The sequence below is a fragment of the Mycobacterium sp. 3-98 genome (assembly GCF_035918355.1).
GTDB lineage: Bacteria > Actinomycetota > Actinomycetes > Mycobacteriales > Mycobacteriaceae > Mycobacterium > Mycobacterium intracellulare.
Genome location: NZ_CP142360.1, coordinates 2,100,780 through 2,113,365, shown reverse-complemented (window position 1 = coordinate 2,113,365; position 12,586 = coordinate 2,100,780). Strand labels below are relative to the sequence as shown.

12 protein-coding genes and 1 pseudogene are annotated in these 12,586 nt (G+C 71.4%); 5 read left to right on the top strand and 8 right to left on the bottom strand.

The window, feature by feature from the left end:
* Positions 1–347: 347 nt before the first annotated feature.
* From QGN30_RS10400 to QGN30_RS10380, 5 genes and pseudogenes are all read left to right on the top strand, one after another.
* Positions 348–845, top strand: coding sequence for a hydrogenase maturation protease (locus QGN30_RS10400; protein WP_009955396.1), 498 nt, complete (start codon positions 348–350; stop codon positions 843–845).
* 24 nt (positions 846–869) lie between these two features.
* Positions 870–1,736, top strand: a pseudogene (locus QGN30_RS10395) (Kae1-like domain-containing protein); the annotation flags it as partial.
* Positions 1,737–1,783: 47 nt separating this feature from the next.
* Positions 1,784–2,908: an alkaline phosphatase family protein gene (locus QGN30_RS10390; protein ID WP_014380669.1), complete on the top strand. Its 1,125-nt coding sequence runs from the start codon at positions 1,784–1,786 to the stop codon at positions 2,906–2,908.
* Between the two features lie 82 nt (positions 2,909–2,990).
* Positions 2,991–3,452, top strand: coding sequence for a hypothetical protein (locus QGN30_RS10385; protein ID WP_014380670.1), 462 nt, complete (start codon positions 2,991–2,993; stop codon positions 3,450–3,452).
* A 117-nt stretch (positions 3,453–3,569) separates the two neighbouring features.
* Positions 3,570–4,529, top strand: coding sequence for a PPE family protein (locus QGN30_RS10380; protein WP_038536960.1), 960 nt, complete (start codon positions 3,570–3,572; stop codon positions 4,527–4,529).
* On the opposite strand, the gene QGN30_RS10375 is transcribed toward QGN30_RS10380, so the two are convergent.
* The 8 genes from QGN30_RS10375 to QGN30_RS10340 all read right to left on the bottom strand — a co-directional run bounded on the left by QGN30_RS10375 (position 4,501) and on the right by QGN30_RS10340 (position 12,558).
* Positions 4,501–5,280 (bottom strand): 3-oxoacyl-ACP reductase, encoded by a 780-nt coding sequence (locus QGN30_RS10375; RefSeq protein WP_014385437.1) that lies wholly within the window; start codon positions 5,278–5,280, stop codon positions 4,501–4,503. The genes QGN30_RS10380 and QGN30_RS10375 overlap by 29 nt on opposite strands.
* A 3-nt stretch (positions 5,281–5,283) precedes the next feature.
* Entirely contained in the window at positions 5,284–6,648 is a 1,365-nt protein-coding gene (locus QGN30_RS10370; RefSeq protein ID WP_248923163.1) for an aldehyde dehydrogenase family protein, read from the bottom strand.
* 1 nt (position 6,649) lies between these two features.
* Positions 6,650–7,447 carry a gamma-glutamyl-gamma-aminobutyrate hydrolase family protein gene (locus tag QGN30_RS10365; RefSeq protein ID WP_225346131.1) on the bottom strand — a complete coding sequence of 266 codons (798 nt, stop codon included), beginning with the start codon at positions 7,445–7,447 and terminating at the stop codon, positions 6,650–6,652.
* Positions 7,428–8,813: a glutamine synthetase family protein gene (locus tag QGN30_RS10360; protein ID WP_014942626.1), complete on the bottom strand. Its 1,386-nt coding sequence runs from the start codon at positions 8,811–8,813 to the stop codon at positions 7,428–7,430. The genes QGN30_RS10365 and QGN30_RS10360 overlap by 20 nt, the downstream gene beginning before the upstream one ends.
* A gap of 20 nt (positions 8,814–8,833) precedes the next feature.
* On the bottom strand, positions 8,834–9,385 hold the full coding sequence (locus tag QGN30_RS10355) for an alpha/beta hydrolase (protein WP_008258770.1): 552 nt from the start codon (positions 9,383–9,385) through the stop codon (positions 8,834–8,836).
* 153 nt (positions 9,386–9,538) lie between these two features.
* Entirely contained in the window at positions 9,539–11,059 is a 1,521-nt protein-coding gene (locus QGN30_RS10350) for a cobyric acid synthase (protein ID WP_014382950.1), read from the bottom strand.
* 25 nt (positions 11,060–11,084) lie between these two features.
* Positions 11,085–11,942 (bottom strand): type I methionyl aminopeptidase, encoded by an 858-nt coding sequence (gene map, locus QGN30_RS10345; RefSeq protein ID WP_014712069.1) that lies wholly within the window; start codon positions 11,940–11,942, stop codon positions 11,085–11,087.
* A 31-nt stretch (positions 11,943–11,973) separates the two neighbouring features.
* A complete protein-coding gene (locus tag QGN30_RS10340; protein ID WP_038536966.1) occupies positions 11,974–12,558 on the bottom strand; it encodes a DUF1707 SHOCT-like domain-containing protein in 585 nt (194 codons plus the stop codon).
* Positions 12,559–12,586 lie beyond the last annotated feature (28 nt).

The window sequence follows — 12,586 nt, the reverse complement described above, 5'->3', positions numbered from 1 at the left end:
CAGCGGGAGTAGACCCAAAAAACAGCGCCGCGCAAGTGGGCCGACGGTCGACTCCGGCGGTGCAGGAGCCCCGGCCCGGCTCCGGAAAGCTGCAGCATGCCAACGGAAGCGGCAGTCCAGACAGCACCACCGTTGACCCGTGTTCTGCGCGGGCAAGGTCTCGGGCGCCGCGTCGCGTGTGCACGGCACCGTGATTCGAAGTTCGAGGGGTATCACGGAACGCACCGTCGACACGGTCGGGGGGTGACGGCCATGGCGGATCGCCCGGTGCAGCCGACGGGAACTTCAGCACGGCCGGTGCAGTGGCGCGAGGCGGACGATCAAAGCCGGCGGACTGCGGTGCCGGCATGACAGCCCGCATCCTGGTAGCCGGGATCGGCAACAGCTTCCTGGGGGATGACGGATTCGGCTCCGAAGTGGTCCGCAATGCCGAACTGCCGCAAGATGATCCGATGGTCCAGGTCATCGACTACGGAATCAGGGGGATGCACCTGGCCTATGACCTGCTCGAGGAGTGGGACACGCTGGTCCTCGTCGACGCCGTACCCAGCCGCGGCCATCCCGGCACGCTGCACGTCTTCCAGGCCGATCACGAAACACCCTCGCGGACAAGCGGTCTGGACGGACACAGCATGGACCCCGCCGCCGTCTTCGCCAGCCTGCGGGCGCTGGGCGGCCGTCCGCCCTACACCGTCGTCGTCGGGTGCGAGGCCGGCAGCGTCCAGGAAGGCATCGGGCTGACCGAACCGGTCGCCAAGGCCGTCCCCCGGGCGGCGCGGGCGGTCGAAGAGATCGTCGCGGCGTTGCACGGGGCGGCACTACCCGCGGCCGAAGACGGGTACTGAACCATGTGCCCGGCACCAGGGGGGCCGCTGGATCTCGTTCAGCACCACCGCGCCGACGTGGTGTCGCTGCTGGCCGAGCGCGGGCGCATCGGCGAACCCATCGTCGGGGTCTGTTTCGACGGCACCGGTAACGGCGGTGACGAAACGATCTGGGGCGGAGAGATTTTGGCGCTGGGCGCCCGGAGCCGGCAGTTCGTCCGGGTCGGCCACCTGCGGCCGGTGCCGATGCCCGGCGGCGATGCGGCGGTGCGCGAACCGTGGCGGATGGCGCTGTCCCAGTTATGGACGGCCGACATCGATTGGACCCCGGATCTGGCGCCCGTCGCCGCCGCGACCGATGACGCACTGCGCCTGGTCCGTTCGCAACTGGAGACCGGGACGGGCTGTGTGCCGTGCTCGAGCATGGGACGGCTGTTCGACGCGGTCGCTTCCCTGCTCGGCGTGCGGCATCGCATCGACTACGAGGGGCAAGCCGCGGTCGAGCTCGAGGCGCTGGCGGAGTCGGCGGGCTGCGATCCCGGGCGGCCCCGGCCGTCGTTGCCGCTGGCGGTGCGCCCCGACGGGGTGATCGATCCGGTGCCGATGGTGCAGACGATCGTCGCGGCGCTGTACGCCGGGACGCCGCGCGCGGTGCTGGCCGCGGCGTTCCACCTCGCGGTCGCGGACGCGGTCGCCGACGTGGTGGCGCGGGTGGCCGGCGACACCCGGCTGGTGGGGCTCACCGGCGGGGTGTTCCAGAACGTTCTGCTGACGCGCGCCTGCCGTGACTTATTGCAGCGCAACGGTTTCGAGGTCCTCACCCACCGCACCGTGCCGCCGAACGGCGGCGGACCGTCGCTGGGACAGGCCGCACTCTCGGTGCTGACGGCGCGGGAGGGGGCCACGCGGTGACCGACCGGCGACTGGCGCGCGTCTAGCTTCGACGTCAGACTGGCCCGGTGCCCGGTTCCCTGCGCGACGTGCTGCCCGCCGCGGCCGCCCTGCTCGGCGTTCCGGGCGCGGTCGACACCCTGGCGGTGACGGAGCGGGCCGGCTCCGATCGGATCGACCGGGTGCTCGTCGTGCTGGTGGACGGGCTGGGCTGGCACCTGCTTCCGCAGCTGGCGGGCGGCGCGCCGCTGCTGGCCTCCGTGCTGGGGGGCGCCACCGGCCGGCTGACCCGGCTGGAGTGCACCTTCCCGTCGACCACGCCGACCAGCCTGGTGTCCCTGGGCACCGGTGCGGCGCCCGGCGAGCACGGGGTTCTGGGCTTCACCCTGCGGGTGCCGGGCACCGAGACCGTGCTCAACCACGTCCGGTGGCGCGACGATCCCTCCCCGGCCGTCTGGCAGCCGGTGCCGACCTGGTTTCAGCGGCTCAAAGAGGCCGGCGTCAGCGCCCGCGCGGTGCTGCCGGCGCTGTTCCTCGGCAGTGGGCTGACCGAGGCCGCGTACCGCGGCGCGGAATTCCGCCCGGCCGGCCCCGCCGACGACTACGCCCAGCTGGTGGTCGACGACCTGCGCTCGGCGCCCGGACTGGTCTACGGCTACACCGCCGAACTCGACACCGCGGCCCATGTCTTCGGCGTCGGCTCCGAGCAGTGGCACGCGGCCGCGGCGAGCGTCGACACGCTGCTTTCGCGCCTGCTCGAGGCGCTGCCGCCGAACGCGGCGCTGCTGGTGACCGCCGACCACGGCGGCCTCAACGTTCCGCCGGAGGCCCGCATCGACCTCGACGCCGACGCCCGGCTGGCCCGGGGCGTCCGGGTGGTCGCCGGCGAGCCCCGGGTCCGCTACCTGCACACCGAGCCGGGCGCCGCGCCCGACGTGCGGGCCGCGTGGGCCGAGGTGCTCGGCGGCCGGGCGACCGTGTACAGCCGCGAGCAGGCGGTGGGCACCGGGATGTTCGGGCCGGTCGCCGCGCCGCACCTGGAGCGGCTGGGCGACGTGGTGGTGGTCTGCTCGGGCGACACGGCGGTGCTGGCCAGCGCGCACGAGCCGCCGGAAGCCTCCCGCCTGATCGGTTTCCACGGCGGAGCCAGCCCGGCCGAGATGGCGATCCCGCTCATCGTTTTCCGCCCCTAGCTGCACCGACCGTGGATTCGGACCGACTTCACAGCTCGTTCCGACCGGTTTACCACGATTCACGTTGTACATTCGGCGCACTGTGTTGTTCCGGGTTGGCGGTCAGACTCGGCGGTGGCGGCCCGCCACCGCGATCGTCGCAGCCCTGGGTGTGTTCATCGCCCTGATAGCCGGTTCGTCGCTGCGGCCTCAGTTCGCCGCGTCCAGCCTGCCCGAGCCTGCCGCCTGGTCCGGCCCGGCCGCCGGGGTCGGCGCGCATGCGCTCCCCCGGGGCCTCCACTCCGCCGTCGGCCGCCCGGCGCCGGCCGCGTGGGAGTCGCCGGCACCGGCGGACAACACCAACAAGAAGCCGTTCCACAGCATGTGGATGACGAAGGAACGGCCCCAAACCTGGAACCGTTCGTCAGCGCAAGTGGCCCTGTCACCGGCGCCGACGACGTTCGGCCCGGTGCGGGCGGCGCCCGACCACGCCCAATCCCGTTCTCCCGCAATCATTGCCACCGACCGAGATACGTTGACCCGGCTCTGCATCGCCCGCGTCTGATCGCCGCACGCCGCGCATTCGCGCGACAGGGCTCATATCTCCCGTGTCTATCTCGTGAAGGACGCCCCCAATGTTTTCGAGCATCAACCACACCGCCCGCCCCCGGCGGAGGCTGTAATGGATTTCGCGACGCTGCCCCCGGAGATCAACTCCGCGCTGATGTATTCGGGTCCCGGTGCGGGATCGATGGTCGCGGCCGCCGCGGCGTGGGACAAGCTTGCCGCGCGGCTCTGCACCGCGGCGGCCGACTACCGGGCGGTGACCGCGAAGCTGGCGGCGCAATGGGAGGGCCCGGCGCCCTCGGCGCTGCGCGAGGCCGCCCGCTACGTCGACTGGCTGGACGCCAACGCCGCACGGAGCCAGGAGGCGGCCGTGCAGCTGGGCGCGGCGGCCGGGGCGCACGAGGCGGCGTTCGCGGCGACGGTGCCCCCACCGGCGATCGCGGGCAACCGCGCGCGCCGCACGGCACTGGTGTCGGCGAACTGGCTGGGCCAGCACAGCGCGGCAATCGCGGACGTCGACACCGACTACGACGCCATGTGGGCGCGCAACGCCGGCGCCATGTACGCCTACGCCGACGCCGCCGCCGGCGCGGCGACGTTGGCCCCGTTCACCCCTCCGCCTTCCGACGCCGGTGCGCGCGCAGACAGCTGGCTGTTGAAGGCGGCGCCCGACGTCATATCGGCCGGCCGCCGCGTGATGTCGGCCATTCCCGGCGCGCTCGAGCACCTGTCGTCGGCATCGCGGACCACGTTCGAGGCGTCCCTTTCCTCGGTGACACCGTCGCTGTCGAAGCTGAATTCGCTGACCGCGCCGTCGGATTTCGCGATCGGCCACCTGAATTCGATGAACAAGGCGGCGGCGCTGCGCACACTGTTCCCCAGGCCGGCCGCCGTCGACGGGGTGAACGCGCGCGTGGGCCGCGGGGTGTCGCTGGGCGCGCTGTCGGTGCCGCGCAGCTGGACGACGGCCGCGTCCGCCGCGCAAGGCCTGGGCGGGGACCGGCGGGCGAAGGCGCCCGCGTGGTCGGGGCCGGTGGGTGCCGCCGTTAGAGCGGAGTCACGTAGGCCGAGCTGATGCCGCCGTCGACCAGGAACGTCGACGCCGTGATGAACGACGCGTCGTCGCTCGCCAAAAACGCGACGGCCGCGGCGATTTCGCCGGGGTCGGCGAAGCGGCCCACCGGCACGTGCACCAGCCGGCGCGCGGCACGTTCGGGGTCCTTGGCGAAAAGCTCTTGCAGCAGTGGGGTGTTGACCGGCCCGGGGCACAGCGCGTTCACCCGGATGCCCTGCCGGGCGAACTGCACCCCCAGCTCCCGCGACATGGCCAGCACCCCGCCCTTGGACGCGGTGTAGGAGATCTGCGACGTCGCTGACCCCAGGACGGCGACGAACGACGCGGTGTTGATGATCGAGCCGCGCCGCGCGGGAACCATGTGCCGCAACGCCGCCCGGCAGCACAGGTACACCGACTTCAGGTTGACGTCCTGGACGCGTTGCCAGGCGGGCAGCTCGGTGTTCTCGATGACATCGTCGTCGGGGGGTGAGATGCCGGCGTTGTTGAACGCGATGTCGACGCGGCCGTAGGCCTGCGCCGCGGTATCGAACAGCGCGTTGACCGCGTCCTCGTCGGCGACGTCGGTGGGCACGAACAGGCCGGACAGCTCGTCGGCCGCGGCGGCGCCCGCGTCGTGGTCGACGTCGGCGACCACGACGGTGGCGCCCTCGGCGCGCATCCGCCGCGCCGAGGCCAGCCCGATGCCGCCGCCGGCGCCGGTGACGACGGCGACCCGGCCCGCCAACCGTTGGGTGAGATCGACCGCCACCGCCTAATCCTCTCCGATCGCGATGAAAACGTTCTTGGTCTCGGTGAATCCCAGCGGCGCGTCCGGACCCAGCTCGCGGCCCAGGCCCGACTGCTTGAAACCGCCGAACGGGGTGTTGTACCGCACCGACGAGTGCGAATTCACCGACAGGTTCCCGGCTTCCACCGCGCGGGACACCCGCAGGGCGCGGGACAGGTCGTTCGTCCAGATCGATCCGGACAGGCCGTAGGCGGTGTCGTTGGCCAGCGTGACGGCGTCCTGCTCGTCGTCGAAGGCCAACACCGTGACCACCGGGCCGAAGATCTCTTCGGTGACGGTGCGGTCGGTGCGCTGCGGGGTGAGAACCGTTGGCGGGAACCAGAATCCGCGCCCGCTCGGCGCGGTGCCGCGAAACGCGACGGGGGCGCCGTCGGGCACGTAGGACGCCACCCTGGCGCGGTGCGCGGCCGACACCAGCGGGCCCATTTCGGTGCCCCGGGACGCGGGGTCCCCGACGACGACACCTTTGACGGCGGGTTCGAGCAGCTCCATGAAGCGGTCGTAGACGCTGCGCTGCACCAGGATCCGGCTGCGGGCGCAGCAATCCTGCCCGGCGTTGTCGAACACCCCGGCCGGCGCGGTCGCGGCCGCCCGCTCCAGATCGCAGTCGGCGAACACGATGTTGGCGCTCTTGCCGCCCAGCTCCAGGGTCACCCGCTTGACGCGGGCCGCCGCCACGGCCAGCACCCTTTTGCCGACCTCGGTGGAGCCGGTGAACACGATCTTGGCGATGTCGGGGTGCGTGACGAACCGCTCCCCCACCACCGGGCCCGGTCCCGGCAGCACCTGGAGCAGGTCTGGGTCCAGGCCGGCGTCGGCCGCCAGCTCACCGAGGCGGATCGTGGTCAGCGGCGTCGCCTCGGCGGGCTTGACCAGCACGGCGTTACCCGCCGCCAGCGCCGGCGCGAACCCCCAGCAGGCGATGGGCATCGGGAAGTTCCACGGGGCGATCACACCGACCACGCCCAGCGGTTCGTTGAACGTGACGTCCAGCCCGCCGGACACCGGAATTTGCTTGCCGGACAACCGTTCCGGGCTTACCGAGTAGTAGGTCAGCACGTCGCGGACGTGGCCGGCCTCCCACTCGGCCGACCCGATGGGATGACCCGAGTTCGCGACCTCGAGGGCCGCGAGCTCGTCGAGATGGGCGTCGACGGCGGCGGCAAAAGCCCGTAGGCCGGAGGCTCGTTCGGCCGGGGATAGCCGCGCCCACCGCCGCTGCGCCGCCCGCGCGCGGCCCACCGCGTCGTCGACGGCCGCCGCGTCGGCGTGCTCGACCGAGCGCAGCACCTCCTCGGTCGCCGGGTTGATCAGTTGCGTCGCAACCACGTCAGCGCCCCGCATACGCCCGGGCCGCGTCCACGATCGCGGCGAACAACCGCAGATCCTCCAGGGACTGCTCCGGATGCCATTGCACGCCAAGCACAAACCGGTCCCCGGGAAGCTCCAGCGCCTCGACGACGCCGTCGGGATCGGTCGCGCTGACCACCAGCCCGTCCCCGACCCGGTCGATGGCCTGGTGGTGATAGCACGGCGCGTCGACGGTCTCCCCCACCAGCGCGGCCGCCCGGGTGCCGGCGACGGTGCGCACCGGCACCCGGGTGAACACCCCGTCGCCGGCGCGGTGCCCGCAGTGCCCGAGCACGTCGGGCAGGTGCTGGTGCAGCGTGCCGCCGAGCGCGACGTTGAGCACCTGTGCGCCGCGGCAGATCCCGAGCACCGGCAGCCCCCGGTGCAGCGCGGCGCGCAACAGCGCGAACTCCCAGGCGTCGCGGTCGGTGCGGGGTTCGTCGGTCGTGGGATGCGGTTGCTGGCCGTAGCTGGCGGGGTCGAGGTCGTAACCGCCGGTGATCACCAGCGCGTGCACGCCGTCGAGCACCGCGCCGACGACCTCGGCGTCCGCCGGTTGCGGGGGCAGCAGGACGGCGATCCCGCCGGCCTGGATGACGCCCTCGAAGTAGTCGGTCGGCAGGTATCCGGCGGGGATGTCCCAGATCCCGGTCTGCACCCGCTCGAGGTACGTGGTCAGGCCCACGACCGGGCGCGCGGACTTGCGTGGCGATCGCAAGCGCGGCGCAGCCGGGCGCAGCGGGTCGCCACCATCCAGCTCAGAGCCGTTCAAAACCACGCGTCCTTTCCCAGTCGGTGACCGCGGCGTTGAACGCCGCCAGTTCCACGCGGGCGTTGTTCAGGTAGTGGGCGACCACGTCGTCGCCGAACACCTCGCGCGCGAGCGTCGAGCGCTCGAAGGCCGAGGCCGCCTCGGCCAGGGTGGCGGGCAGCCGCTCGACGCCGGGGGCGTGATAGGCGTTCCCCGCGTAGGGCTCCGGTGGCTCGAGGCCCCGTTCGACACCGTACAGCCCGCCGGCGACGATCGCCGCCACCGCCAGATACGGGTTGACGTCGCCGCCGGGCACCCGGCACTCGACCCGGGTGTTGGGCCCGTGGCCGACCACCCGCAGCGCGCAGGTGCGGTTGTCCAGCCCCCAGGCCACCGCGGTGGGCGCGAAGCTGCCGTCGGCGAATCGCTTGTAGGAGTTGATGTTCGGCGCATAGAACACGGTGAATTCGCGCAGGGTCGCCAGCAGCCCGGCCACAAAGCTGCAGAACGTCGACGACATGCCGTGCGGACGGGCGGGGTCGGCGAACACCGCGCCGCCCTGCGGGTCGCGCAGCGAGAGGTGTATGTGGCAGCTGTTGCCTTCTCGCTCATCGTATTTCGCCATGAACGTCAGGCTCTTGCCGTGCTGATCGGCGATCTCCTTGGCCCCGTTCTTGTAGATGACGTGGTTGTCGCAGGTGACCAGCGCCTCGGCGTAACGGAAACCGATCTCCTGCTGTCCCCTGTTGCATTCGCCTTTGACGGCCTCGAATTGCAGGCCCGCGCCGGTCATTCCGTTGCGGATGTCGCGCAGCAGCGGCTCCATGCGCGACGACGCCGCGATCGCGTAGTCGATGTTGTAGTCGCTGGCCGGGGTCAGGCCGCGGTATCCGCCGGCCCACGCCTGGCGATAGGTCTCGTCGAAGACCATGAATTCCAGCTCGGTCGCGGCGTCGGCGCTCCACCCGCGCCGGGCCAGCCGGTCGAGCTGGCGGCGCAGGATGGCCCGCGGTGACACGGCGACCGGGCTGCCGTCGGCCCAGCCCACATCGGCGATTACCAGGGCCGTGCCGGGCAGCCAGGGAATGCGCCGCAGGGTGGACAGATCGGGCGTCAGCACGGTGTCGCCGTATCCGGTGTCCCAGCTCGACATCGCGTAGCCATCGACGGTGTTCATGTCGACATCGACCGCCAGCAGATAGTCGCAGCACTCGGCGCCCCGGGTGGCCACCTCGTCGACGAACAGTTGCGCGGCCACCCGCTTGCCGACCAGGCGTCCCTGCATGTCGGCGAACGCCACGATGACCGTGTCCACCGCGCCGGCGGCCACCAGCTGCCGCAGGGCACTCAGCGAGAGCATCGGGTCGGTCACGGCGTCATCGTCGGAGGCCATGACCGTTAGTCAACCAGGCGCTACCAGGTGCTGGTGCGCAAAATGATCTCGGCGGCCAGTTGCGCCGTCGACTCCTGCACGGTGCGCCGTCCCAGATGCACCACCCGGTAGTCGGCGTAGACGTACTGCTGGCTGGCCTGGGCCACCGACCGGGCGGCCGGCGAGCTGACCAACACGGTGGTGCCGATCTCCACCGGTGGGCAGTGCCCGTCGCGGATGGCGCCGTCGCGATCGCCGGCGCGCGGATGCCCGCGGTCGATCACCACCAGCCCGACGAACCGGCCCAGCCGGGTCGCCGTCAGTTCCCACGCGAGGTCGCCACCGGCGCGGTCGCCCATGACGACGGCCCAACCGATTCCCAGCGCGTCGAGAATGCCGATCACCGACTTGGGGGTCAGCCGCGGGTCGAAGCCGATCACGACCGTCCGCAGCGATGCGGTGTGCAGGCGTTCGCAGACCGCGTCATACGCGGCGGGGGCGCGTTCCTCGTCGCCCAATATGACGACGACGACGCCCGTCTCCGGTCCGGCCACAACGACCGGGACCGGGAACCCCTCCAGGGTGGTCATCATCGAGGACACCCAAGCACGCTACAGCCAAACGGCATGCGCGCGCGATGATTCTGCGGCATGTGATACAGGGACACAGTTTCCACCGGCACTCGATGACGGCCCGCCGGCCGCGTCGTCAACGGCGGCGTTCACATCGCGACTTCGGCGAATACCTTACGGGCGCAACAGACTTGCCAGATGCGGACGCGCCGGCGGCGGGCCGTGCAGCAGCCCGAGGACGGCGTCGACGTCGAGATGGGCGGCCAGCAGATCGGCGGCGAGATCGAGCTGGGCGTCGCGCCGCGCGGCGACGTTGGTGTCGTCGTCGACCACGAAGCCGCCCCGGCCCGCGGCGTCGGCGACCCGGGTGAGCCAGGCGCGCCGGAAGTCGTCGTTGTCGAGCACGCCGTGCCAATGCGTCCCAAAGATCGCGCCGCGCACCACACCTTGCGGTTGCGGATCGGTGCCGGCGTCGAACCAGGTTTGCTCGGCGCAGCGCGCGATCCGCCCGTGATGGATCTCGTATCCGCCCAAGGGAGCGTCGATCCCACACCGCCAGCGGCGCAGGGTCTTGGCCGGATCGAAGGCGATGTCGGCGTCGAGCAATCCCAGCCCCGGCACCTCGCCGGCCCCGGACTCCACCGCGTCATCGATACGACGGCACAGCATCTGAAATCCCCCGCAGATCCCCAACACCGGTTTGCCGGCCCGCGCGTGCGACACGATCGCCTCGGCCAGGCCGCGCTCGCGCAACCAGGACAGGTCGGCGACGGTGGCCTTGCTGCCCGGGACGACGATCAGGTCGGCGTCGGCCGCGCCGGCGGGGTCGGCGACCCAGCGCACCACCACGCCCGGTTCGCAGGCCAACGCCTCGACGTCGGTGGAGTTGGAGATCCGGGGCAGCCGGACCGCGGCCACCCGCAGCCACTCGTCGCCGCGCGGCGGGGCGGGCGTGCCGATGACGCGGTGCGCGACCACTGACAGCGAGTCCTCGGCATCGAGCCACAGCTCCTCGGCGTACGGCAGCACCCCGTAGGTGGGCCGCCCCGTCATGGCCTGCAGTTGGCGCAATCCCGGCTCGAGCAGCGCGGGATCGCCCCGGAACTTGTTGACGATGAAACCGGAGATCAGCGCCTGGTCGTCGGGCTCGAGCACCGCGACGGTGCCGAACAGGTGCGCGAGCAGGCCGCCGCGGTCGATGTCGCCGACCAGGACCACCGGCAGGCCGGCGGCCCGGGCCAGCCCCATGTTGGCCAAATCGGTGGCGCGCAGGTTGATTTCCGCGGGTGATCCGGCGCCCTCGCAGATGACCGCGTCGAATTCGTCTCGCAGGCATGCTAATTCGTCGAGTACGACGGAGGCGAGCCGATCGCGGTGTTGGACATAGCTTTTCGCGCTGACGGAGTCGGTGACCCGGCCCTTGATCACGAGCTGCGAGGTGCGGTCGCTGCCCGGCTTGAGCAGCACCGGATTGAACCGCACGCTGGGCTCCAGGCCGGCCGCGCGGGCCTGAATCGCCTGGGCGCGACCGATTTCGCCGCCTTCGACGGTGACCACGGAGTTGTTGGACATGTTCTGCGCCTTGAACGGGGCAACCCGGGTTCCGCGGCGGGCCAGCAACCGGCACAGGGCGGCCACGACCACCGATTTGCCGGCGTCGGAGCTGGTGCCGGCGACCAGCAGCGCCCCGCTCACCCGTGCGCGGCGAGCAGTGGGGCCCTCATGGCAGCGTGAGGATTTCGACGCCGGTGTCGGTGACCAGCAGGGTGTGCTCGAACTGCGCGGTCCACTTGCGGTCCTTGGTGACCACCGTCCAGCCGTCGTCCCAGATCTCGTAGTCCAGGCCGCCGAGGTTGATCATCGGTTCGATGGTGAACGTCATGCCCGGCTGCATGACGGTCGAAACCGAGGGCTGGTCGTAGTGCAGGACGACCAGCCCGTTGTGGAACGTGGTGCCGATGCCGTGCCCGGTGAAGTCGCGAACGACGTTGTAGCCGAACCGGTTTGCGTACGACTCGATGACGCGGCCGACGACCGACAGGGCACGCCCTGGCTTGACGGCGTTGATGGCGCGCATCGTCGCCTCCCGGGTCCGCTCCACCAGCAGCCGGTGTTCTTCGGCGACGTCGCCGGCCAGGAAGGTGGCATTGGTGTCGCCGTGCACGCCGTCGATGTAGGCGGTGACGTCGATGTTGACGATGTCACCGTCCTCGATCACCGTCGAGTCGGGGATGCCGTGGCAGATGACCTCGTTGAGCGACGTACAGCACGACTTCGGGAAGCCCTTGTAGCCCAGCGTCGAGGGATAGGCGCCGTGGTCGACCATGTATTCGTGGGCGATCCGGTCGAGTTCGTCGGTGGTGACCCCGGGCGCGACCGCCTTGCCCGCCTCCACCAGTGCGCGCGCCGCGATCTGGCCGGCGACCCGCATCTTCTCGATCACCTCGGGCGTCTGCACCCACGGCTCGCTGCCCTCCTGGACCGTCGGCTTCCAGGCATACTCTGGGCGCGGGACGCTGCCGGGCACCGGCAGAGTCGGGGACAACTCTCCGGGGGAAAGCGCGGTGCGAGCGGGCATGCGACCAGCTTAACCGGGGTCCCCCCGGCGATCAGACTCGCTGGCGGCGCAGCAGCGAGCGGCGCGGGCCCCGGATGATCACCGAACCGCACACCACCCGCCCGGTCAGCACGACGTGCGGCCTGCCCTCACCAGGCGGGTCTTTGCGGCGATCGCTGGCGCTGCCCACGTAGACCTCGACGTCGTCGATCGACGCGCTGGCGCCGTCGGGCAATCGAATCTCCACGGAGCCGAACCGCATGTCCAGTTCGACGACCACCACCGGCCCGGCGAACCGGGCCTTGGTGAGGTCGAGATCCACCGAGCCCAGCCGGCGCACCAGCGCCAGGCGGGTGGGCACCGTCCATTCGCCGTGCCGCTTCAGCGAACCCGCCCAGCCGCGCAGTTCCACCCGGTCGGCCGCCGAGGTGACGATGGCGCCCGGTCCCGGCAGGTCGCCGACCAGATGGTCCAGCTCCCCGCGCGTGCGCGCATAGGACACCTGCGAGGAGCGCTGCTCGAACTCGTCGATGTCGATCAGCCCGAGCGCGACCGCGTTGTGCAGTCGCCGCATCGTGCCGTTGCGGTCGGCGTCGGAGACGCGCAACGCCACCATGTCGCCGCCGGTATCGGTCATGCTCGCAATTTACCGCCGCCGCGGCCCA

Bases quoted from the DNA above. Each gene is read 5' to 3' on its own strand.
- QGN30_RS10340 (WP_038536966.1), bottom strand. From the start codon at position 12,558: ATGACCGATACCGGCGGCGACATGGTGGCGTTGCGCGTCTCCGACGCC.
- map (WP_014712069.1), bottom strand. From the start codon at position 11,942: ATGCCCGCTCGCACCGCGCTTTCCCCCGGAGAGTTGTCCCCGACTCTG.
- QGN30_RS10400 (WP_009955396.1), top strand. From the start codon at position 348: ATGACAGCCCGCATCCTGGTAGCCGGGATCGGCAACAGCTTCCTGGGG.
- QGN30_RS10380 (WP_038536960.1), top strand. From the start codon at position 3,570: ATGGATTTCGCGACGCTGCCCCCGGAGATCAACTCCGCGCTGATGTAT.
- QGN30_RS10360 (WP_014942626.1), bottom strand. From the start codon at position 8,813: ATGGCCTCCGACGATGACGCCGTGACCGACCCGATGCTCTCGCTGAGT.
- QGN30_RS10355 (WP_008258770.1), bottom strand. From the start codon at position 9,385: ATGATGACCACCCTGGAGGGGTTCCCGGTCCCGGTCGTTGTGGCCGGA.